This window comes from Nitrosomonas eutropha (genome assembly GCF_900116685.1).
Lineage (GTDB): Bacteria > Pseudomonadota > Gammaproteobacteria > Burkholderiales > Nitrosomonadaceae > Nitrosomonas > Nitrosomonas eutropha_A.
Window position 1 is genome coordinate 74,095 of sequence record NZ_FPBL01000006.1, and the last position, 23,642, is coordinate 97,736.

Consider the following 23,642-nt stretch of genomic DNA (forward strand, 5'->3'; position numbering starts at 1 on the left):
ACTTTGTTCCTGTTTTTTTACGGGATTTTTGCTGTCGGCAGGCGTGACAGAATGATCCGGGCTTTTTTGAGCAATCTGGGTGATTGGCGATGCATATCATAAAAACGCGGGTTGGAGATGATTGACGCCAGCCAGGCGGATTGTTCAGGTGCAAGAGATGATGCAGGCATTCCAAAGTAGTGGTGCGCTGCAGCTTCGATACCGAATACACCTTCTCCCCATTCAATGACATTCAGGTAGATTTCCAGAATACGCCGTTTGTTCAGAAATTCTTCCAGCATCAGTGTGATAAGGGTCTCCTGCAATTTACGCCATACGGTTTTTTCACTCGATAAAAACAGATTTTTAGCAAGTTGCTGGCTGATGGTTGAGCCGCCAGCAGCCAGTTTGCGTTGCTTCAGGTTCTTTTTCCAGGCTACTTCAATTGCCTTGTAGTCAAATCCCTGGTGTTGCATAAAACGAGCATCTTCAGTGGCGATGACTGCTCGTTTGAGATGATTGGAAATCTGCTCGTAATCTATCCAGCGATGCTGTAATTTTGCAGCCGGGTTTTGCCGGCGCATGGTTTCCAGGCGATCTTGCATGAATGCGCTGGTGGTTGGGTGGTATGTGCGCCAGTAGACGATGTGCAGCAGAAACCAGGATTGATACAGTAACGCAATTGTCAGGAGCAGCAGCAGCGGGCGTAATAGCCAGGTGCTGATTAACCCTGGTTTAGGTGTGGCCGGCCGGGATGCTTTGGTCAGTTTCACGAGGCATGGGGGTGCAATTCATCTCTGAGTTGTCGGATGACGATCTGTGTTTCAGGGCGGATGCCGTGCCAAAGCAGAAAGGATTCGGCAGCTTGTTCGACCAGCATACCGGTGCCATCAGCCAGATTAGTAACCCCCTGCGTGCTGGCAAATTCCAGAAATGGTGTCAACTTGCTGCTGTACAGCATATCGTAGGCAAGCGCAGTGCCATGGAACAGATCTGCGGGGATGGGAGGGAGTGCGTTGTGCAGACTGGCTGAAGTGGCGTTGATAATGAGATCAAATTGTTGCCCGATAAAATCCTGATAATGTCCACCAGTAATATTTCCATGATTCACAAATTGCTGTTGCAATGCGATTGCTTTGTTAGGTGTGCGATTGGCGATAGCCAGCAGGCCGGGTTCTTGTTGCAGCAGTGGCAGAATGACACCACTGGCAGCGCCACCGGCGCCCATCAGCAGAACATGTTTACCCGCCAAAGCAAAATCCAGGTTGATTTCAATATCACGCACCAAACCGACACCATCGGTATTGTCCCCGAGTATTTCATTCTTCCGTCCGAATCTGAAAGTATTAACTGCATGCGCGGCCCGGGCGCGATCCGTCAGCCGGGTAGCCAGTGCATAAGCCTCAAACTTGAAGGGAACAGTGATGTTTAAGCCCTTGCCACCATTTTCTCGGAAAGTGGTGACAGTGCGTTCAAATTCATCCAATGGTGCCAGCAGGGTGGTATAGCGCATGCTGCGTCCAGTCTGCTGCGCAAACTGGGTATGAATAAACGGTGATTTGCTGTGTGCGATCGGGTTGCCTATGACTGCGTAAGTATCCATTGCGACTGATTTTAAGTATTTCTGAGAATTTTGCTATTCACTTAGCAGCTTATCCGAGCGGGAAAATACCCAGGTACGGGTGATATGCAGGATATCGGTATCCCGGCTGATATCAGGCGGGAAGGGAGAAAATCCGTTACGTGCGGCCAGTCGGACAATCCGAATGGCGGCATCATCCAGTATCTGGGTGCCGGAAGAGCGATCAATCCCGATTGATTCCAGGCTGCCATCAGAGCGTACACCTACGGTCAGCTGCAGGCTGCCGTACAGTTTTTTTCTTCTGGCTTCTTCCGGGTAATTCAGGTTGCCAATGCGTTCCACCTTGAGTCTCCAGTCTTCCAGGTAGCGGGCAAAACGATATTCGCGTGTACGTGCGCCGATAAACCTGCGTTTCGGGCGTTTCTGATAGGCTTCGTGGTCTTTTGCGATCTGTGCTTCCAGGCGGGCGATCTCCAGGCTGCGCTGCAGTAAATCGCTATAGTTATCTGGATTGGTGGTGGCAGGTTGACTCTGCTTGGGTTTATCCGGTTCCGGTTTTGCCTGCGGAAGCGGTTGTGTGACATGGGCTTTGCTTTCGGCAACGGTCAGCAGTTTTTTGACTTTGCTTTCCAGTTGTTTTGTTTTTTGAGTGGCTGCGGTGAGATCCGTCATCGGCTTTACTCCAGGCAAAACTGGCAGAGGGGTTTTGGCCTGGCGATCTTCCGCTACATTGCCGCCACCATCCAGATTGGTCTGGGCGAATACCTTGGTATCTATGGGTTTGGTTGGGGATTTGCTGTTGACCAGCACCACATCTATTGATTTGGTGATCTTGGTCTGCTTTTGCGCAGGCGGATTGAGTGATATGCCGGCAACAATTGCCATATGCAGCAGCAGCGAAATCAGTAGTGCCAGGGAAATTTTGCGATCGGGTTGCATGGAGAAACCGGGAACTACCGTGTGCTGCATTGATTATCAGTCTTCACGCTTGCCAAGAAAGCTGGCATTGAGCGTGCGATCCAGCAGATCAATCTGCGAAATGCCGACGGTAACGAATGTGCCCGGGGAGAGATCGGGCAGTGAAGGTACCCGGGCTATCAGTGGCAGGCGATCCAGTTTAATCAGATTTTCCTTCACAACGACCGCACCGGTTGTATGGATGTTTTCCTGCAATAGCCAGCGCAGGCACCAATAGCGTTCCATTCCGCGCTGAAATTCTGCGTAGGTTGCATAGGCCATTTCAAAATCCCGCATGGTGATCAGCAACGCATCATCTTCCCGGGTATAGGCGGGTGGATTACCCGATACCAGCGCAATCAACTGACGCTGGTTGATAAGATCCACGTAACGTCGCATGGGGGAGCTGCTCCAGGTGTATTGTGATACCCCCAGTCCCTGATGCGGCGCGGGAGAAAGGCTCATCTTCACCTTGCCATTTCCCTGGCTGCGATAAATCCCGGCGAAGCCGGCATCTGCAAGTTGCTTGCCCCATTCGGCATTGGCAAAAATCATCAGTTCTGACACGACTTTATCGATGGGTGCGCCTCGGCGCCGTTCAGAAATTGAAACACGATCTTGTTCAATAGCAAAACTGTAATCCACTTTTTCACTATTTATATCCTGATCCTTGCCGCGTAATTTCTCCATTTTGCTGGAAAAATCCCAGAGCACTCTTAATTCGTGAGCGAAAGGATAATTTGCCTGATTTTCACGCAGGGTAGTTTCGTTAAACTGTTGTTCCAGTACATCGAGGCGTAAGTTGGTAGAAACTTCGATGGTTTCTATCCGGCTGAATGTGCTGGTGACAGTAAAGTCATCCGCCACGTCCAGATATAACGAGAGTACCGGGCGACGGCGCGTTTCGCTCAGTGTGAAATGTTGAATCACACTTTCCGGAAGCATGGTGATTTTGCGGCCAGGCAGATAAACTGTTGACAGGCGTTTTGCTGCAAATTTATCAAGAAGTGAGTCCGGTGCAACACCCAGCGCGGGCGTGGCAATATGTATTCCAATGCGGAAACTACCAAATGTCAGCGGCGTTACAGAAAAGGCATCATCGATTTCTGTTGTGGCAGCATCATCAATACTGAACGCTGTGACTGCAGCCAGCGGAAAATCTTCCGGATCCGCGCGGTGGAAATCAGGCAGGAGGGAATCCGTGCCGGTTCCTTCCGGGAAGTGTTCGTATAAAAACTGGTTGAAATGGTAATCATGCGTTGAAGGAATGGCGCCGCATTGCTCCAGCAATCTGGGGACACTCAGCCTGGTGGCTGCACAGGCTGCTTCCAGTGCTTTCCATTCAATTGTGTTTTTATCCGGTTTGTACAATAGATCATCCAGCAATGGCCTGAATGTATCAGGTAACTCGAATGCCACCAGTTGCTGCACATAACCAGCCTGTTTTTCCTCGGCTAATCGTTTTTTTTCGCGGCTGGCCAGTGCGGCTCGCAAAATTTCGGGGGGGGCGGCCTTGTAGCGGCCGGTTCCTTTTTTATGGAAATAGATTGGATTCTGGCTCAGCAAGATTGTGATAGCAGCGATTTCAACAGAGTTGGGCGTATGGCCAAAATAATCGTTCGCCAGTTCCTGCCCGGTGAATTCATTGTTCTCTTCGCAGCATTCCCATAAAAAATTCACATCAATGTCAGCAGCCATTTCCTGTGCCTGCTGCATGAATTCGTGTATGGGTGGATTTTCAAAGCGCAGCAGAACCGATCCAGTCTTGATCTTGGAGCGTTTTCCATGGATGGATTCAATTTGCAGCGAGGTGGTGTTGTCAGCCAGGATATTGCCGACTTTGAGAGTCCCTGCTTCCTCGTAAAAAACGTTTACCAAATCAATCCTCAGCTCAACCCAGAAAGCGTGCGAAAAAAAACATTTTCTAATGTTATCCGATTCAACGGGTGACGAATAATGAAGCAAATAAGCGGATTACACCTGCAGGATTGATGGTCGAAGTTAGTAGATGCCAGGATAATCGAACCATCCGGAGAGACAGGGAAATGCGCCGTTCATGGTAACATAATGGCATCGTTATCAAAAAAACAAAGGCTGCGGGAAAGAGCATTTTGTTACCAGTCTTCTTGCGCTCCAGCTCAAAAAAATATTTCAACCAGAGAAATTGGCAAGGATTTCCGGGTATGGAAACAGCCGCGTAAACGGTTGTGTATACAACTTCTAATTTTAGTCAGATGGTAAAAACACGTTTTGCTCCCAGTCCAACCGGTTATCTGCATATTGGCGGTGCGCGCACTGCACTTTTTTCCTGGGCGTTTGCCCGGAAACAAGGTGGAAAATTTATTCTGAGAATCGAGGATACTGATCTTGAGCGTTCTACCCAGCAATCCGTGCAGGCGATTCTCGATGGAATGGCCTGGCTGGGGCTTGATTATGATGAGGGGCCGTACTACCAGATGCAACGGTTGAGCCGCTACCAGGAAGTTGCGGAGCTATTGCTCAAGCAGGGACTTGCTTATCGCTGTTATGCCAGCAAGGAAGAGCTGGATGTGTTGCGTGAGCAGCAGCGTTTGGCTGGGCTGAAGCCGCGTTATGACGGCCGCTGGCGCGATAGCAAGCAGACTCCACCAGCTGGTGTCACGCCGGTAGTACGCTTTAAAACACCGCGTGAGGGGTATGCGGTATTTGATGATCTGGTTAAGGGTCGGATCGCGGTAGCCAATCATGAGCTGGATGATCTGGTGTTAATGCGAAGTGACGGCACGCCTACCTACAATTTTGGAGTAGTGCTGGATGATCTCGATATGGGTGTTACACACGTTATCCGTGGGGATGATCATGTCAACAATACTCCTCGTCAAATCAATATCCTCAAGTCACTGGGTGCGACTATTCCACAATACGCACATGTGCCGATGATTCTTGGTGCAGATGGTGAGCGTTTATCCAAACGGCATGGCGCGGTATCCGTGATGCATTACCGGGATCAGGGATATCTGCCGGAAGCCTTGATCAACTATCTGGCGCGACTCGGGTGGTCACACGGGGATGAGGAAATTTTTAGCCAGGAACAATTAGTTGAATGGTTTGATCTGGCAGCAATCAATCGTTCACCGGCGAAATTCAATCCGGAAAAATTGACCTGGCTGAACCAGCATTACCTGAAAGTTGCCGATGATGTCCGGTTGATGGAACTGGTTACACCCTTTTTGCTGGGAAGAAAATACAGCCTGCCGGGAGAAGAGAATCTGTTTAAGATTATCAGCCTGCTGAAGGAGCGTGTTAGCACGATAGAAGAGCTGGCCGACGCATCTGCTTATTTTTTTCAAACCATCGAACCTGCCGAAACGCTCAGAATACAGTATTTTACCGCTGAAATTCGTCCGGTTCTGGAATACCTGATTGATCGTCTGGCGCGGATTGAATGGAAGCGGGAAGCGATTCATCAAGAAATCAAGCAGACCGTTTCTTCACATAAGCTGAAGTTTCCCCATTTGGCGATGCCGCTGCGTGTCATGGTCACGGGTGAAGCACAAACTCCGGCGATTGATGCAGTGCTGGAGCTGATTGGTAAAGAAGAAACCCTGCACCGTTTGCGTAACCGACTGGACGCATTTCCGCAGTGAGCACGCACAGCTGCCGTGTTTATTTTGACTAAAAATTCCTGTTTAAAGAGCTGTTATGACAATGCCTGATCGTGCTGATTTGCTGAAGCAATTACTTGCCGAACGTATCCTGATGCTGGATGGTGCCATGGGTACGATGATCCAGAGTTACAAGCTGAGTGAGTCGGATTACCGGGGTGAGCGTTTTGCTGATTTTCCGCATGACCTCAAAGGCAATAACGATCTGCTTTGCCTGACCAAACCGGAAGTGATCCGTGCTATTCATCGCGCTTATCTTGAAGCTGGATCCGATATTATCGAAACCAACACGTTCAACTCGAATGCACCGTCGATGGCGGATTACCACATGCAGGATCTGGTGTATGAGTTGAATGTGGCAGGTGCGCGTCTGGCGTGTGAAGAAGCGCGTGCTATGGAAGCAAAACAGCCCGACAAACCTCGCTTTGTTGCTGGTGTGATTGGACCTACGACTAAAACAGCCTCGCTCTCGCCGGATGTCAATGATCCTGGTTTTCGTGCCATCACATTTGATGATTTAGTTGAAAGTTACACCGAATCGGTGAGCGGACTGGTTGACGGGGGGGCCGATATCCTGCTGGTCGAAACCATCTTCGATACCCTGAACGCCAAGGCTGCACTGTTTGCCATTGAACAGTATTTTGAGACGCACGGATTGCGTCTGCCGGTAATGATATCGGTCACAATTACCGATGCGTCGGGACGTAATCTTTCCGGGCAGACTCCGGAAGCCTTCTGGAATTCGGTGCGACATGCACGCCCGCTGTCAGTGGGAATCAACTGCGCGCTGGGAGCAGAACTGATGCGCCCTTATGTGCAAGAGTTGTCGAATGTCTCCGAGGTTTATACCAGCGCTCATCCCAATGCTGGCCTGCCCAACCCACTGGCTGAAACCGGTTATGACGAAACCCCGGAATATACCGCCCGGTTGATCAAGGATTTTGCACAATCAGGGTTTGTCAATATTGTCGGCGGGTGTTGTGGTACGACACCGGAACATATTGCCGCTATCGTAGAAGCAGTGCAGAACATCCCGCCACGTAAGCTGCCTGATATTCCCAAGAAGTTGAGGCTCTCCGGCCTTGAGCCACTCAGCATTGATGAGAGCTCTTTGTTTGTAAACGTGGGAGAACGTACCAATGTCACTGGTTCCAAAGCGTTTGCCCGACTGGTGCTTAGTGGCAATTATGCAGAAGGACTGGTGGTCGCACGCAACCAGGTGGAGAACGGTGCGCAAATCATCGATATCAACATGGATGAAGGCATGCTGGATTCGCAAAAGGCGATGGTGACTTTTCTGAATCTGGTCGCATCCGAACCGGATATCAGTCGCTTACCGATCATGGTTGATTCCAGCAGGTGGTCAGTGATTGAAGCTGGCCTGAAATGTATTCAGGGTAAGGCAATCATTAATTCCATCAGTCTTAAGGAAGGTGAAGAGGAATTTCTGCTGCATGCCAAGCTGGCGCGCCGCTACGGGGCGGCGGTGATTGTCATGGCGTTTGATGAAAGTGGCCAGGCGGATACCTTGCAGCGTAAGGTGGATATTTGCACCCGCAGTTACCATACCCTGATTGAACAGGCCGATTTTCCACCTGAGGATATCATTTTCGATCCGAATATTTTTGCCATTGCCACAGGTATCGAGGAACACAGCAACTACGCAGTTGATTTTATCGAAGCCACCCGCCTCATCCGGGAAGCGCTGCCCTACGCCAAGATCAGTGGTGGTGTGTCCAATGTTTCATTCTCGTTTCGTGGTAACGAACCTATCCGCGAGGCCATTCATACTGCATTTTTGTATCACGCGGTCAAGGCCGGCATGACCATGGGGATCGTCAATGCTGGCCAGTTAGGGGTTTATTCGGATATCTCCCCTGATCTGCTGGAGCATGTTGAAGATGTGCTGCTCAACCGGCGACCTGATGCAACCGAACGCCTGGTAGAGTTCGCAGAAAATTTCAAGGGTCAGAAAAAAGAGCAGGTTGAAGATCTTGCCTGGCGGGATGAACCGGTACGACAACGCCTGATTCATGCACTGGTCAGAGGGATCAATACCTATATCGTTGAGGATACGGAGCTGATCCGGCAGGAGATTGACAGTCAGGGCGGCAAGCCGATCGAGGTGATCGAAGGCCCGCTCATGGATGGCATGAATGTAGTGGGTGACCTGTTTGGTGCAGGAAAAATGTTTTTGCCGCAGGTAGTCAAGTCAGCACGGGTGATGAAGCAGGCGGTTGCCTATCTGTTGCCGTACATTGAGGCAGAGAAAAAGATTTCCGGCGACAATAAACCCAAGGGCAAACTGGTGATTGCCACCGTCAAGGGAGATGTACACGACATCGGCAAGAATATTGTTTCAGTAGTGCTGCAGTGCAATAACTTTGAGGTTGTTAATCTGGGTGTCATGGTTCCCAGTGCGCAAATTCTGGAAACAGCACGTCGTGAGCAGGCCGATATGATCGGTGTATCCGGTTTAATCACACCTTCGCTGGAGGAAATGGCGCATGTCGCCAGAGAAATGGAGCGCGAGCAGTTCACCATTCCCTTATTGATAGGAGGTGCCACTACTTCACGTGTGCATACAGCAGTCAAGATAGCGCCCCATTACAGCGGGGTGACTGTATGGGTACCCGATGCCAGCCGGGCGGTCGGCGTATGCAGTAATCTGATGTCACAGGATATGCGTGATGGCTACATCCAACAGGTCAAAGCCGAGCAGGAAAAGAACCGGGAGCAGCACAAAAATAAGAAAGGGCCTTCCAAATTGCTGATTTTCGAGGAAGCTCGGGCCAATGCATTCAAAACCGACTGGAACCGTTATACACCGCCTGCTCCGGGTTTTCTCGGATTGCGCACACTTAACAACTATCCGCTGGAAACACTGGTTCCGTACATTGACTGGACGCCTTTTTTCCAGGCATGGGAATTGCATGGGCGCTATCCGGCAATCCTGCAGGATAAGGTCGTCGGAGAAGCAGCCAGCAACCTGTTCCGGGATGCACAGGTGATGCTCAGAAAAATTATCGAGCAGAAATGGCTTGCAGCCAACGCTGTTATCGGTCTGTTTCCAGCCAATACCGTCAACGGGGATGATATCGAGATTTATGCCGACCGCAGTCGCAACAAAGTGATCATGACCTGGCATTCCTTGCGGCAACAGACGGCAAAACCCTCGGGGCGTCCCAATCTGGCACTGGCCGATTTTATTGCGCCACGAGAGACCGGGATAGATGACACCATCGGTTTGTTTGCTGTCAGCTCCGGTTTCGGTATTGATGAGCGCGTACGTGCTTTTGAAGCTGAGAATGATGACTACAGCGCGATTATATTGAAAGCATTGGCTGATCGTCTGGCTGAAGCGTTTGCGGAACATATGCATGCACGGGTACGACGGGAATTCTGGGGATATATGAAAGATGAAAGCCTCGACAATGAACAGTTGATCGACGAGCAATATCTGGGAATCCGTCCGGCACCGGGCTATCCTGCCTGTCCTGATCATACCGAGAAGGGACCGTTGTTTGCTGTGCTTGAAGCGGAAAAACGGAGTGGGATTATCGTGACGGAATCCTTTGCCATGGTACCGACTGCTGCTGTGTCTGGTTTTTACATTTCCCATCCCGAATCCAAGTATTTTGCGGTTGGCAAAATCGGCAAGGATCAGGTTGAAGATTACGCAAGACGCAAGGGGTGGACGCTGGAAAAAGCAGAGCGATGGCTGGCGCCTGCTCTGGCGTATGAACGCTGATTACTGTCTGTAGCAACACATTTTTACCCTTCCAGGATTATTTCAGAAATGGTGTGTAATCTTTCCCTAAATCTGTGAAATTTTGCGATGATTATCGGTGCAATGCAGGGGATGTGGTGGCCGATTTTTTTTGTGCGATTGCCTGGGATATTATTTACTGAGGGGAATGGAAAATGAAATACAGCAGTATCGAGGAATTCAAGAATTATGTTTCTGAAAGGAATCCGGGGCAGCCGGAATTCCTGCAGGCTGTTTCAGAAGTCATTGAAAGTTTGTGGCCTTTTATCGTTGATCATTCCCGCTACGCTGAGCAGGGGTTGCTGGACCGGCTGATCGAACCGGAACGCATGATTGTATTTCGTGTAGCGTGGGTGGATGACCGGGGCGAAGTCAGAGTCAATCGGGGATATCGCATTCAATATAACTCCGCAATCGGGCCATACAAAGGGGGCACGCGGTTTCACCCGTCAGTTAATCTTTCCATTCTCAAGTTTCTTGCTTTTGAGCAGACCTTTAAAAACGCATTGACAACTTTACCCATGGGTGGAGGTAAAGGTGGATCGGATTTTGATCCCAAGGGTAAAAGTCCCGGAGAAATCATGCGCTTCTGTCAGGCATATGCAACTGAACTGTTCCGGCATGTCGGGGCGGATACAGATGTGCCCGCCGGGGATATTGGCGTGGGTGGCAGGGAAGTTGGTTATATGGCCGGCATGGTCAAGAAACTGACTAACCGGGCGGATTGCGTGTTTACCGGCAAAGGATTGAGTTTTGGTGGATCCTTGCTGCGGCCGGAAGCAACTGGGTATGGGCTGGTCTATTTTGCTGAAGAGATGCTAAATCATGTCGGCCGTTCATTGAAGGACATGCGCGTGGCCGTGTCCGGTTCCGGAAATGTAGCACAGTTTGCCATTGACAAAGCGATGTCGCTGGGAGCCAAGGTGATCACTGTTTCCGACTCAAGTGGCACGGTGGTGGATGAAGCCGGCTTTACGCCGGAGAAACTGGCGATTCTGGCTGAAGTCAAGAATCGCTTTTACGGGCGTGTAAACGAGTATGCCGAAAGAGTGGGCGCGCAATTCCTTTCATGCGAAAAACCGTGGAATGTACCGGTGGATGTCGCTTTGCCATGTGCGACGCAGAACGAGTTGAATGATAATGATGCTGCGATACTGGTCAAGAATGGGGTGAGTTGTGTGGCTGAGGGTGCAAATATGCCTTGTACTGCAGGGGCGATAGAACGATTCCAATATGCAAAAATACTGTTTGCACCCGGTAAGGCAAGCAATGCCGGAGGGGTAGCCACTTCAGGTCTGGAGATGAGCCAACAGGCCATGCGGCTTTCCTGGACAAGTGGCGAGGTGGATATGCGCCTGCATGAAATTATGCGCGCCATTCACCGTTCTTGTATCGGGTACGGCAAGAAGAATGACGGCGTGGTTAATTATGTGGATGGCGCGAATATAGCCGGATTTTTGAAAGTGGCGGAAGCAATGCTGGCACAAGGCGTTATCTGATCACGAAAAGTACTGCGCATCTTTTTGAGTGGATTGGTTCTGGCAATAATAGATGAACGATGCTCCTTCTTATTGTGACATGAATGTGTTGTTTCCTCTGTAGGCTGGGTTGGCTGCAATCGGTTTGTAAATAGATCGGCTGATTGCACTATCGGATTCAATCTTGATCATGGTTTTAAATGGATGGGTAGGTCATGAGTAAAGTGCTTGCCGGGTTATTGCTGGTGTTCTGGACGCAACTGCTTATTGCAGGAGGGGATGAGGATTACCTGAAAATACGGGAAGCATTCCGGATGGGTAATGCGGCGCGGGTTGCCGAATATGCCGAGCATATGAAGCGCCATGTGTTGTCACCTTATGCCGAATATTTCCAGCTGCGACTATCATTGACTACAGTGGATACAGGCACAATCAGGGCTTTTCTTGCTCGTTACGATGGCAGTTTTGTGGCAGACAGATTGCGGGGAGACTGGCTGCAGATTCTCGGCAAACGTCAGCAGTGGACGACGTTTGCCGAGGAATACCCAAAGCTGGTCAACCGGGAAGACAGTTTGCAATGTTATGCATTGCAACACCGGCTCGCCACGGGAGATAAAACAGCGAGCACAGAGGTTCGCTCACTCTGGTTTACCGGGCGCGATATGCCAGCCAGTTGCGTGACTGTATTCGATTCATTAATTGGAGCCGGCGCAATCTCGGCGGAGGATGTCTGGACTCGGATCAGGTTGGCTTTCGAAGCCGGCAATACCGGCGTGGCCAAAAGCATAAACAAATACCTGCCACGTCAGCAGGCGCTTGATTTACAGAAACTGGGTGCTGCTGCCAAAGATGCCAGACGTTTCCTTGATCGACAGGCAACGTTTAAATCCCGCGCGGATCGGGAAATCGTATTGTTCGCATTGTTACGCCTGCTGCGCAGCGAGACCAATCAGGCATTTGCCCGCTGGCATAAAATTCGCGGACAGTTTCCTGAAGCAGATCAATCTTACTTCATGGGAAATCTTGCCTACTGGGCTGCAATCAGGCAGGATGCGCGCGCTCTGAACTGGTTCATGGAGGCCGCCCGGGGCAGGCATGCCTATCCACTGTCTGAAACCCGACATGCATGGAAAGCACGGATAGCACTGCGTGAAGGAAACTGGAAGATCTTACTGAACAGCATCAGCCAAATGCCTGCCGCCATGCAGCAGGAAGATGTCTGGCGTTACTGGCGTGCGCGTGCGCTGAAAATCAGCAAAAAGAATGTGGAAGCCAATGCTTTGCTGATTCCCTTGAGTCATGAACACAGTTTCTATGGACAGATGGCTAGGGAAGAGTTGGGTGAGATGCTCAGCGTCCCGGCCACCGAATATCAGGTCAAGCCTCGGGAAATTCATCGCATGGAACAAAATCCAGGGATCCGTCGAGCTTTGGCACTGTATCGGATGAACCAGCGAGTGGAGGCGAACCGCGAGTGGATCTGGACAGTGCAGCATTTCAGTGATGCGCAGCTGCTGGCAGCGGCCAAAGTGGCCCAGCGTTATGGTATTTATGACCGTGCAATCAATACTGCAATCAAAACGGTTAGCCATCATGATTTCAACTTGCGCTATCTGGCGCCTTATCGTGAGCAGATGCGCCCTGTTCTGCAACAGCAGCAACTGGATGAGGCGTTTGTATACGGGCTGATACGACAGGAGAGCCGCTTTATCGCGGATATTAAATCCGGCGCTGGTGCAATCGGCCTGATGCAGCTGATGCCGGCCACTGCCAAGTGGGTAGCCGGCAAACTGGGGGTGCGTGATTTTCATACCAGTCTGGTCACGGACATCAATACCAACCTCCAGTTAGGCACCTATTATCTGAAGCATGTGCTGGATCAGCTGGATGATCAACCACTGCTGGCTGCAGCTGCCTATAACGCCGGACCTGGCCGGGCAAAGCAATGGAAGGATACGCACCCTCTGGAAGGGGCAATTTATGCCGAAACCATTCCGTTCAATGAAACACGCGACTATGTCAAAGTGGTATTGAGCAATTCGATGTACTATGCCAGTAATTTTGAACAACTTGATCGGCCAACTCTGAAACAACGGCTCGGGATCGTTGCACCGAAGCGCTGATGTATCGGACATGAAGATTTATCGGGTAGGAGGCTCAGTACGTGATGAACTGCTGGGCTTACCTGTCAAGGATCAGGATTATGTGGTGGTGGGTGCTACGCCGGAAGATATGACCCGCCTGGGCTATCGTCCGGTAGGTAAGGATTTCCCGGTATTCCTGCATCCTGAAACACACGAACAGTACGCGCTGGCGCGGACTGAACGAAAAATCGCCCGAGGGTACAAGGGTTTTGCGATTTACGCCACGCCCGAAGTGACGCTGCAGGAAGACCTGGCCCGGCGCGATTTAACAATCAATGCCATAGCAAAAGATGAAGCCGGCAATATTATTGATCCGTTTGGCGGGATTGCCGATTTGCAGGCAGGTATCCTGCGTCATATTGGTCCGGCATTTGTTGAAGATCCCGTGAGAGTGCTACGGGTTGCTCGGTTTGCTGCCCGCTTTGGTTTTCAGGTCGCACCGGAAACGTTTGAACTGATGAAAGAGATTGTTCATACCGGTGAGACGGAGGCGCTGGTCGCGGAGCGGGTTTGGCAGGAAATAGCCAATGGCCTGATGGAGCAGCATCCTTCGCGTATGTTCCACGTTTTGCGGGAATGTCGTGCCCTTGCCCGTATTTTGCCCGAGATAGATGCGTTATTCGGCGTGCCGCAGCCCGCACATGCGCATCCTGAAATTGATACTAGCATTCACGTCATGATGGTTATTGATTATGCCGCATCGCAGCAATACCCCCTTGAGGTGCGTTTTGCCGGATTAACCCATGATCTGGGGAAAGGCACGACACCTCCTGATGAATGGCCGCGTCATATCGGCCACGAAGCGCGCAGTGTGGAACTGGTCATGGACTTGTGTGAGCGTGTCCGGGTGCCGCGAGAATCCAGGGATCTGGCGCTACTGGTGGCACGTTTTCATGGCGACGTTCATCGGGCACTGGAATTACGCCCCGGCACCATTGCCGATATGTTGCAGGCAACCGATGCCTATCGCAAAAAAGCGCGCTTCAAGGCTTTTCTGCAGGCATGTGCCAGCGATTTTCACGGCCGATCAGGTTTTGCTGATCAACCCTATCCGCAGGCGGAGCATTTAAGCAAGGCACTACAGGCTGCAAATAGCGTCGATGCAGGTGCTATTGCCATGCAGCTCAGTCAATCACATGCTGGAGATACGGATTTGCCGATGCGGATCAAGCGTCAGGTCTATGCTATACGAGTTGATCGGATCAAATCCCTTCTTTCAAATCCGTAACAGCGGGCAGGCCGCTGTCCGACAATAATTCTGCTTTGCCATTCGAGACAATGAATACCCGGCTTGCTGCGTTAATCACAGCAGGCTGATGGGAAACAGCGATGATCGTGAATTCATTTGATAGATTTTGCAGTGTTGTGCAGATAATACGTTCGCTTTCCGGGTCCAGTGCACTGGTGGGCTCATCCAGCAATAACAGTTTCGGTTGATGCGCCAGTGCCCTGGCAATGGCAATGCGTTGTCGTTGTCCTCCGGACAGCATGCCGCCGCGTTCTCCGACAATAGTATGAATCCCATCGGGAAGTGAATTGACGAAATCCCACGCACCAGCCTGTCTGAGCGCGCGTTCCGCATCCTCAGTGCTGATAGCGGAATCACCCACGAGAATATTGCTCAGGATAGTGTCATGTAGCAATACCGTATCCTGGGAAACATAGCCGATCATATGCCGCCAACGACGCAGATCAATGTTGTGCAAGGATACGCCATCAATCAGGATTTCACCGGATTCCGGTTCTGCCAGTCCGCAGAGCAGATCAAGCAATGTGCTTTTGCCTGCACCTGAAGAACCAATGAGAGCGGTGAACGAATGAACCGGGATTTCTATATTCAAATCACTGAATATGGTTTTTCGTTCATAGCTGAAGGCAATATGTCGCAGATACAGACCCTGTTCCAGGGTCGGTATCAATGTACCAGTTGATCTTTCTGCCTCCATGCGCGCTTCTTCAGCAGCACTGCGCAAGGCCCAGTAGGCACTTTCCTGTGCCACAAGCTGCTGATAGCGGCGCTGGGTTTTATTCAGTAATCCCAGCACCCGGGTCAGCAGAAATACCATGACCATGACTTCCGGCAGGGACAATTTCCAGATGACCAGTGCGAGGTAGAGGCCACTTGCGGTCAGAGCTGCCAGAATGGGTTCCTGCAAGGCTAGCAGAGCTGCACGGTTGGTCACTTCTTTACGCGTGGCTTTTTCCAGCAACCGGGTTTGTTCGCGGAGAATAACGTCGGCCACATTATCACGTGCCATTGCTTTCAGAGATTTCACCGAGCCGAGCACATCAGATAGATAGGTCAGCAAATGACGCAGTAGATGAGTCTGCTTATTACCGGCGCGTTTGGTTGCCCTGACCAGCCGGTGCAATACCACAAACAGGATTGCTCCGATGATCAGCGATCCCAGCGTCGCCTCCCAGGAAATGAACAAGGCCACGATGCTGTATACCAGTGCCTCAATTGCCAGCGCCAGTACATTAACACTGTGCTCAAAACCGTTGGCGGCACGATAGGCTTCGGTAGCAATTGAATTTGCCAGTGCCCCGGCGGGCTGGCGCAGATAGTATTGCCAGCGGCTGGCAAGCAGCGCTTTGATCAGATCCAGTCGTAGCGCGGTAGCAACATGGGCGACGGTATGACCGACCTGCTGGTTGGTCAGCAGCAGAATGGCACCCTTGAGGAACATGCCACCAACGATAACCAGCAGAATGGTTTCCAGCGTAGGTTCCAGCCTGATCTCATGTAGCATATTGACAACCAGCTGCCCCATTTTGGAATCAATCGATTCTCCTACTGCGATGGATAGCAGGGGAAGCAGCGCAGTCAGGCTGAGGGCTTCAGCGGCACCCGCCAGCAGCAGCGCAACCAGCACGAATGCACTGCGCCTTGGAAAGACCATGATGTAGGTGATCAGTGTGCGCATGATAGAACAAGGAGGTGTTTACAGATCAATTGTGCCTTCAAATACGGTAACAGCCGACCCGGTCATCCAGACCGGGTGATTTTCTCCTTCCCAGCAGATACGAAGATAGCCGCCACGCATGGCTACCTGCACCTCGGGATCCAGTAAACCGCGTGCAATACCGCAAACTACTGCAGCACAGGCGCCTGTTCCACAAGCCAGGGTCTCTCCGACTCCTCTTTCAAAAACGCGCAACCGGATATGTGTGCGATCCACAATTTGCATATAGCCAGCATTAACCTTTTCAGGAAAAAGTGGATGTGATTCGATGAAAGGACCTTCGCTTGTAACTGGCGCCGAATCGATGTCGGATACGATCTGTACAGCATGCGGATTGCCCATTGAAACGACAGAAATTTTGATTTCCCTGTCATTGATGTGCAACGGATAGGTGAGGGCACGCTGCTGCGTAATAAAAGGAATTTGCGCCGGATCGAACCGGGGAATCCCCATATTGACGGAAACTTCACCATTATTTTCGATCGTCGGCGTGATAATGCCGCGTGCGGTTTCCACGCGAATTGTATTTTTGTCAGTCAGGCTGTAGTCACGCACAAAACGGGCAAAGCAGCGGGCGCCATTGCCACATTGTTCAACTTCTCCACCATCGGCATTGAAGATACGATAGCGAAAATCTCCTCCTTCCCTGGCCTGCTCCACAATCAGCAGTTGATCGAATCCAATGCCGAAATGACGATCCGCCAGCCGGCGGATCGTGGTGGGATCCAGGGAAGTGAGGGAGGTTGGCTGGCTGATTGCATCAATGACAATGAAATCATTTCCCAGCCCGTGCATTTTCGTAAACTGTAATTTCATCTGTAGAGTCTTTCAGGTTTATCGGAAAGTGTGTAGACGTTCCGAGTGAGCTGATGGATGTAATTTAATCCCGGGAACAAATGTCATATTTTCCTGCTTGACCATGATGGAACGCAACTCTACTATATTAAGCACAAAAATGTCAGAACCTGGCTGTGATAATGGGGGGTGCGCTTCCATTCCCGATTGTCATTAAATGCGGGGATGAGAAAGGTTGCAAGGATAGTATTATGCTACTGTCATCGCTTTACATCATGCAACTTCCGGTTTTGTGTTGGTAACCCGTTAAATTTGCTGGTATCCCCGATTTTCAGATCACGTTTCTTTTGCTTGTCTGTGTGCTTGTTTACGCTCTTCCGGAGAGTTTTCCGGAAAAATCCAAATTCAAGGATCATCGAAATATGAAGCATGTATCAAACATCCGGTTGCGTGTGGTTTATGAACGCGGATTCACCTTGCTCGAATTGCTGGTTGTCATGGTGATTATTGGCCTGCTGGCGGCTTATGTTGGCCCCAAGTATTTTTCACAGGTGGGTAAATCTGAAGTCAAAATGGCCCAGGCACAGATAGATTCTCTGGAAAAGGCACTGCATCAGTATCGGCTGGATGTCGGAACATATCCCACCACCGAGCAGGGGTTAAACGCACTACTCGCTGCGCCCGCCAACGAACCGAAATGGCAGGGGCCCTATTTGAGTAAACGTTTGCCACCAGATCCATGGGGCAAGCCTTATCAGTATAAATATCCGGGTACACAGAGTGATTTTGATTTGTTCTCGTTTGGTAAGGATGGTCAGCCAGGTGGTAGCGGTGAAGATGCGGATATCACCAACTGGTAGCCGTATTCAATCCCGTTGATGCGCTACACGGTAAAAGCTTTACTGGCTGGAAAGGGCGCTGTGTTGCTTGAGCTTGAGGCAGCCAGCGAAGCTGATGTTCGCAATCAGATCAGCGCTCAGGGTGGCGTAGTACTGAATATCCGGCGGAATTTCTCAGGTTTGCTTTCCAGGCCGCGTTCGCGGTTTCCATTATCCAATTTCTCCCAGGAACTGCTTGCCTTGCTGACAGCCGGCCTGAATCTGGTAGAAGGAATTGAAACCCTGGTTGAAAAAGAAGAAGACAGTACGGTGCGCGAATTGCAGCAGCAGATATTGGTGCGATTGCATGAAGGGATGACACTCTCACGTGCGCTGGAATCTCATCCGCAAGCATTTCCGCCGCTGTACGTCGCCACGATTCGCGCCAGCGAGCAAACGGGAGATCTGGCAGAAGCATTGACACGTTATCTCATTTACCAGTCGCAAATGGATCTGGTTCGCAAGAAGCTGGTGGGTGCATCCATCTATCCGGTTTTGCTGTTGGTGCTGGGGGGGCTGGTGGCCATTTTTCTGTTGGTGTTTGTCGTGCCAAAATTCAGTGCCATCTATGAAGATATGGGTACGGATCTACCCTGGATGTCCATGCTGTTAATCGAATGGGGGCATCTGGTGCAAAAGAATGGCTGGATGTTAGCAGGCGCTGTAACGGTTATGCTGACCGCAGTGCTTTACACACTTTCGCAACCGCAGGTTCGAGCACACCTGCTGCAAGCGCTATGGCGCATTCCGGCAATTGGCGAGCGGATGCGGGTTTACCAGCTTGCCCGTTTCTATAAAACATTGGGCATGCTGCTGCGTGGTGGGATTCCCGTGACACAGGCGCTGGAAATGGTCAGTGATCTGTTGCAACCGCATTTTCGTCCCCGTGTAAAAATTGCTGCAACACTGATTCGTGAAGGTAGCACGATTTCCAGTGCGATGCAGCGTGCAGAACTGACTACTGCAGTGGGCAGCCGTATGTTGCGGGTGGGTGAGCGTACCGGCATGATGGGCGACATGATGGAGCGTATCGGCAATTTTCACGATGAGGAAATTGGGCGCTGGGTTGAGTGGACCACCAAGTTGATCGAGCCGCTGTTGATGGCAGTAATCGGAACCGTCATCGGCGGCATCATCATTCTCATGTATCTGCCGATTTTTGAGCTGGCCGGGAGTATCAATTGACGCAGACGCAGGTCGCCCTGCCAGATCAACTGGTAATTGATACAACCCAACTCCGCCAGGCACAGGAACAGGCTGTCATCCATGGCACGTCGCTGATCAAGGTGCTGGAAGAAACCTGGCAGAGCACACCGGATGAACTGATAGCTGCACTAAGTAGAGCGCTGCGTATGCCGGTGCTCTCCATGAGCGATTTGCATGCGTTATACCCGGCTTTTGACAAGTTGCCTTTTGCTCAGGCGGTCAAGCATGAGTGTGTATTGTTGCAAAAACCGGATCAATTATATCTGCTTGCCGTCAGTGATCCGTTTCGGCCGGGTCTGCGTGACTGGGTGGAAGAATATGTGCCGGTCAATGCGCTGTGGTATCTGGTACATCCGGCAGATCTGGCTGCCTTTTTCGCTCAGCAGGAGCAGAACATGCGGGCGATGGACAATGTTCTGTCTTCTACCCGGGAAAACCTGATTCAAACCGGGATTGAGGAGTTGTCGCTCAAAACGATACATGAAGGTACCAGCCAGGTGGTGCGCCTGGTGCATTCAACCCTGTACGATGCACATAAATCGCAGGCCAGTGACATTCATCTTGAAACCACACCGGGTGCGCTGTCTATCAAATACCGGATTGATGGTGTATTGACCAGCATCGGTACGATGCAGGGGGCGGATCTGGCTGAACAGGTGATTTCCCGCATCAAGGTAATGTCGGATCTGGATATTGCCGAACGCCGCATTCCTCAGGATGGCCGCTTCAAAGTTTCCATCCAGGGCAGGGAAATTGATTTTCGCGTGTCGATCATGCCCAGCATTTTTGGGGAAGATGCGGTGCTGCGAATTCTGGATCGTCAGGCACTGACCGATCATGTTGAAGGGCTGACACTGAATCAGCTGGGATTCAATGCCACTGCTATTGCCAGCATACGCCGCCTCAGCGCGGAACCGTATGGCATGCTGCTGGTAACCGGGCCGACCGGCAGCGGCAAAACAACTTCGCTCTATGCTGCCATTTCAGAAGTTAACCACGGCCAGGACAAAATCATCACCATCGAAGATCCGATTGAATATCAGTTACCTGGTGTGCTGCAGATACCGGTTAACGAAAAAAAAGGGTTAACGTTTGCCCGAGGGCTGCGTTCAATTTTGCGGCATGACCCCGACAAGATCATGGTGGGAGAAATCCGTGATGCTGAAACCGCACAGATTGCCATTCAGGCCGCGTTGACGGGGCACTTGGTGTTTACCACAGTGCATGCCAACAATGTGTTTGACGTAATTGGCCGGTTTGCGCACATGGGGGTAGATCCCTACAGCTTTGTTTCGGCGCTGAACGGTATCGTGGCACAGCGGCTGGTACGTTTGTTATGTCCAAATTGCATGGTTTCTGAGCAGCCGGATCATCAGATGATCGAAGAATCAGGAATTCCCCTGGAACAGGCAGAGCAGTTTGATTTCAACTCTGCAAAAGGTTGCGGGCACTGCCGGGGGAGCGGTTATCGCGGGCGCAGCGCCATTGCCGAGATCTTGCTGTTGAACGATGAAATCCGCGAGCTAATTATCGCGCAGGCACCCATCCGCCGGATCAAGGAAGCTGCCCGGTTGAATGGCACCCATTTTTTGCGTGAAGCAGCGCTGGATATGGTGAAATCCGGGCAAACCAGCTTACAGGAGGCTAATCGTGTCACGGTTGTGGCGTAACCGTATGCAGGTTTTCTTGGCACCCGGCCGGGTCAATCTGGTGGGTTTTGCCCGTGGGATTAAACCCATACAGCGCTTCAGGCAGTCAGGTACCTGTGGTCAGGCGAATGCTGTAAGCCAGTGGCAGGTCCCCTTGCAAATGCTGGAGCAGATGATCGGGCAGGTGGATGACAGTTTCAGACGAGGTGCTGAACTGCGCATCACGCTATCCAATTACTTTGTTCGTTATGGTGTTATTGCACCACAGCCTTCACTGGCGAATCCGGATGAGCTGATGGCTTATGCTGGTTTCCAGATGCGTGAAATCTATGGTGAGCATGTTGATAACTGGGCGCTTAGCCTTGGCACATGGGATCCCCACGGCGGGACATTGTGCGCGGCCATTGCCCGTGATTTGCAAGTAGAACTGGAAACACTGGCACGGCGTCATGAAACGCTACTTGTGCACATAGAGCCCTATCTTGCTGCGGCACTGGATCACTGGTCAAAGCAGCTGAATGACAAGCAGATATGGTTTGTTCTGGTGGAATCGGGGCGTTTCTGCCTGGTTTCATCGCTTGATGGCGTGTGGCGCGGTGTACGCAATCAGAGAATAGTGGAGAATCTGGAGGAAGAACTGTTATCGGCACTGGCACAGGAGTCGATCATGTCCGGTTCAGGTCAACTGACAGAGCAGGTTTATGTGTTTGCTCCCGAACTGGTCGGGCCACTTCCTGATGGGCATGGTTCTCGCTGGCAATTTGTGCACTTGCCGGATGAAAGCTATCCTGCACCTGCACATTTCCCGTGGATAAAAAGGGTGGATGACAGGCAGCATCATGCGTAGTCTGAAGCTGAATTTCCCCTATCACGGACAGCGGTTCCCGGTGGTCGGTTATATATTGCTGTTGTTAGGCGTTGCATTGCTGCTGAGCGCGGTTTATCAGCTTAAGCAAACCATGTCGAAGATCACTTACTGGGAAGCGCGTGAGGTACGTATTACCCAGCAGCAGAAGCATACCAGGCAACCCAGAACGCCAATAGCGCGTATCAACAAAGCTACACAGCAGGAACTCAAACAGGTAAATGATATTCTGCGTCAGCTCAATTTTCCCTGGGAAGCGTTGTTTGATTCACTGGAGCTGGCCGCCAGTAAGGAAGTTGCACTGCTGTCGCTGCAGCCCAATGTATCCGGGCGTGCTATCCGTATTTCAGGCGAAGCGAGAAATCTTGCTGGCCTGGTGGAATATGTTCAGGCACTGGAACAGGAGCCGGTATTTAGGAATACGTATCTGGCCAGTTATAAAACCAGGCAGGATGATCCGTATCACCCTATTGTTTTTTCAATCATGGCAACGTGGTACGAATTATTTTAGAAAACTGGCTGATCAGGATACGCTGGCACGTTACCTGTCTGGGTGCTGTCGGCAAGACAGGAGCGGGACTGCTTGTGCTGACGCTGGTGTTTTTTATGGCGGCCGTATTGCCACAACAGCAGACCTTGAGGGAACTGAAAAACAGGGTGCAAACGGTACAACAACAGGAGCGACCTGATTCTGTGAAGCAGGCAGGGTTGAGTGATAGCCAAGCCTTGCAGGTTTTTTATGATTTTCTTCCGCGCAGTGATTCCTCCCCGTACTGGATCAGTGAACTTGACAGGATTGCGCGAGACGGTGGGGTGGAATTGAACAGCAGCGATTACCGGCTGACAATGGAAAAAGAATCCAAACTGATCCGTTATGAGATTCAGTTACCATTGCGCGGAACTTACCCTGGGATTCGTGCGTTTATTGCGGAAGCGTTGCAGGTGATACCAACACTGGCGCTGGCGGATATCACGATTAAACGTGAAACCGTACAGACTGGCCGCGTGGAGGCACGCTTGAATATGTACCTTTATCTGAATGACTATTAGGAAGGCGCTGATTAAATGGCTGCTTGGATGAGCTGCAGCATTGTGCGGTGCTTACAGCCTCGCTTATCTACAGGATGTATCTTGTCAGTTGCTGAATCTGATTGTGGGATCTGATATGGCCAGCACGGCTTATCGGAAATGGATGCTCTGGGGTGCTCTGGCGGCTACTGTACTAGCAGCATTGCTGGTTGATGATGAGAGTGAGCAGGTTGTGAATGATGTCGCACAGGCAGTACAGCCGGTATCTGGTTCTTCAGGCGACAAGCGCACTGTTGGGCAAACCCGTGAAACACTGCCGGTCGATCAATTGGGGAAACGAAAATTTAGTGCCAGGGCAGATGATATATTTGCTGTGACATCTTGGGCGCCGAAACGTACTGCTACAGATAGCATTTTTACCCCGCAAATTCTCCAATCCAGGCAGGAAGAAATCAGGCGGCAGCCACCGGCGCCCTCTGCGCCACCATTACAGTTTGAATATCTGGGTCGAGTGGTTGCGGAAGGAAAAACCCGAGTATTTTTGGCCCAGGCAGATCAAAATTATGTTGCCGGTGTGGGGGAAAGGATCAATGCGGAATACCGGGTTGACCGGATTCAGGAAGATGCAGTTGAACTGATTTATCTTCCTTTGGGTGTCAGGCAAACACTGCTTATCAATTAGAGCTGTCCATAAAGGGTGT

General features: G+C 51.1%; 18 protein-coding genes. 12 read left to right on the plus strand and 6 right to left on the minus strand.

Annotation, left to right across the window (positions count from 1 at the left end; translation table 11 throughout):
* Positions 1-17 precede the first annotated feature (17 nt).
* Genes mtgA through BM331_RS07740 form a run of 4 tightly spaced genes read right to left on the minus strand, consistent with a single transcriptional unit; the run spans position 18 to position 4,396 of the window.
* On the minus strand, positions 18-752 hold the full coding sequence (mtgA, locus tag BM331_RS07725; RefSeq protein WP_083414716.1) for a monofunctional biosynthetic peptidoglycan transglycosylase: 735 nt from the start codon (positions 750-752) through the stop codon (positions 18-20).
* The gene (gene aroE, locus BM331_RS07730; RefSeq protein WP_074928600.1) at positions 749-1,582 is read right to left on the minus strand and encodes a shikimate dehydrogenase; all 834 of its coding nucleotides are present in this window, start codon (positions 1,580-1,582) and stop codon (positions 749-751) included. The genes mtgA and aroE overlap by 4 nt, the downstream gene beginning before the upstream one ends.
* A 33-nt stretch (positions 1,583-1,615) precedes the next feature.
* Positions 1,616-2,530: an energy transducer TonB gene (locus tag BM331_RS07735; RefSeq protein WP_256214857.1), complete on the minus strand. Its 915-nt coding sequence runs from the start codon at positions 2,528-2,530 to the stop codon at positions 1,616-1,618.
* 6 nt (positions 2,531-2,536) lie between these two features.
* On the minus strand, positions 2,537-4,396 hold the full coding sequence (locus tag BM331_RS07740; protein WP_074928671.1) for a ribonuclease catalytic domain-containing protein: 1,860 nt from the start codon (positions 4,394-4,396) through the stop codon (positions 2,537-2,539).
* A 356-nt stretch (positions 4,397-4,752) separates the two neighbouring features.
* Here BM331_RS07740 and gltX point away from each other — a divergent pair, with 356 nt between their 5' ends.
* From gltX to BM331_RS07765, 5 genes are all read left to right on the plus strand, one after another.
* Positions 4,753-6,144: a glutamate--tRNA ligase gene (gene gltX / locus BM331_RS07745; protein ID WP_074928603.1), complete on the plus strand. Its 1,392-nt coding sequence runs from the start codon at positions 4,753-4,755 to the stop codon at positions 6,142-6,144.
* A 55-nt stretch (positions 6,145-6,199) separates the two neighbouring features.
* Positions 6,200-9,913 (plus strand): methionine synthase, encoded by a 3,714-nt coding sequence (gene metH, locus BM331_RS07750; RefSeq protein ID WP_074928605.1) that lies wholly within the window; start codon positions 6,200-6,202, stop codon positions 9,911-9,913.
* Between the two features lie 173 nt (positions 9,914-10,086).
* Positions 10,087-11,430: an NADP-specific glutamate dehydrogenase gene (gdhA, locus tag BM331_RS07755; protein ID WP_074928607.1), complete on the plus strand. Its 1,344-nt coding sequence runs from the start codon at positions 10,087-10,089 to the stop codon at positions 11,428-11,430.
* Positions 11,431-11,624: 194 nt separating this feature from the next.
* Complete coding sequence (locus BM331_RS07760) at positions 11,625-13,532, plus strand: lytic transglycosylase domain-containing protein (protein ID WP_074928609.1); 1,908 nt, start codon at positions 11,625-11,627, stop codon at positions 13,530-13,532.
* A 10-nt stretch (positions 13,533-13,542) separates the two neighbouring features.
* Positions 13,543-14,781, plus strand: a complete 1,239-nt coding sequence (locus tag BM331_RS07765) for a multifunctional CCA addition/repair protein (RefSeq protein WP_074928611.1) — start codon at positions 13,543-13,545, stop codon at positions 14,779-14,781.
* On the opposite strand, the gene BM331_RS07770 is transcribed toward BM331_RS07765, so the two are convergent.
* Positions 14,756-16,480, minus strand: coding sequence for an ABC transporter ATP-binding protein (locus BM331_RS07770; protein WP_074928612.1), 1,725 nt, complete (start codon positions 16,478-16,480; stop codon positions 14,756-14,758). The two genes, BM331_RS07765 and BM331_RS07770, sit on opposite strands and share 26 nt — an antisense overlap.
* 18 nt (positions 16,481-16,498) lie before the next feature.
* Positions 16,499-17,335, minus strand: a complete 837-nt coding sequence (dapF, locus tag BM331_RS07775) for a diaminopimelate epimerase (protein ID WP_074928614.1) — start codon at positions 17,333-17,335, stop codon at positions 16,499-16,501.
* Between the two features lie 401 nt (positions 17,336-17,736).
* On the opposite strand from dapF, the gene gspG reads away from it, so the two are divergent.
* From gspG to BM331_RS07810, 7 genes are all read left to right on the plus strand, one after another.
* On the plus strand, positions 17,737-18,174 hold the full coding sequence (gspG, locus tag BM331_RS07780; protein ID WP_074928615.1) for a type II secretion system major pseudopilin GspG: 438 nt from the start codon (positions 17,737-17,739) through the stop codon (positions 18,172-18,174).
* Positions 18,175-18,192: 18 nt separating this feature from the next.
* Positions 18,193-19,377 (plus strand): type II secretion system F family protein, encoded by a 1,185-nt coding sequence (locus tag BM331_RS07785; RefSeq protein ID WP_074928617.1) that lies wholly within the window; start codon positions 18,193-18,195, stop codon positions 19,375-19,377.
* Entirely contained in the window at positions 19,374-21,068 is a 1,695-nt protein-coding gene (locus tag BM331_RS07790; RefSeq protein ID WP_074928618.1) for a GspE/PulE family protein, read from the plus strand. Before BM331_RS07785 ends, BM331_RS07790 begins: the two co-directional genes overlap by 4 nt.
* Entirely contained in the window at positions 21,049-21,894 is an 846-nt protein-coding gene (locus BM331_RS07795) for a hypothetical protein (protein WP_074928620.1), read from the plus strand. Before BM331_RS07790 ends, BM331_RS07795 begins: the two co-directional genes overlap by 20 nt.
* Positions 21,872-22,423 carry a PilN domain-containing protein gene (locus tag BM331_RS07800; protein WP_256214858.1) on the plus strand — a complete coding sequence of 184 codons (552 nt, stop codon included), beginning with the start codon at positions 21,872-21,874 and terminating at the stop codon, positions 22,421-22,423. Before BM331_RS07795 ends, BM331_RS07800 begins: the two co-directional genes overlap by 23 nt.
* Positions 22,405-22,962 (plus strand): hypothetical protein, encoded by a 558-nt coding sequence (locus BM331_RS07805; RefSeq protein WP_074928623.1) that lies wholly within the window; start codon positions 22,405-22,407, stop codon positions 22,960-22,962. Before BM331_RS07800 ends, BM331_RS07805 begins: the two co-directional genes overlap by 19 nt.
* Before the next feature lie 115 nt (positions 22,963-23,077).
* Positions 23,078-23,623, plus strand: coding sequence for a hypothetical protein (locus BM331_RS07810; RefSeq protein ID WP_074928673.1), 546 nt, complete (start codon positions 23,078-23,080; stop codon positions 23,621-23,623).
* Positions 23,624-23,642 lie beyond the last annotated feature (19 nt).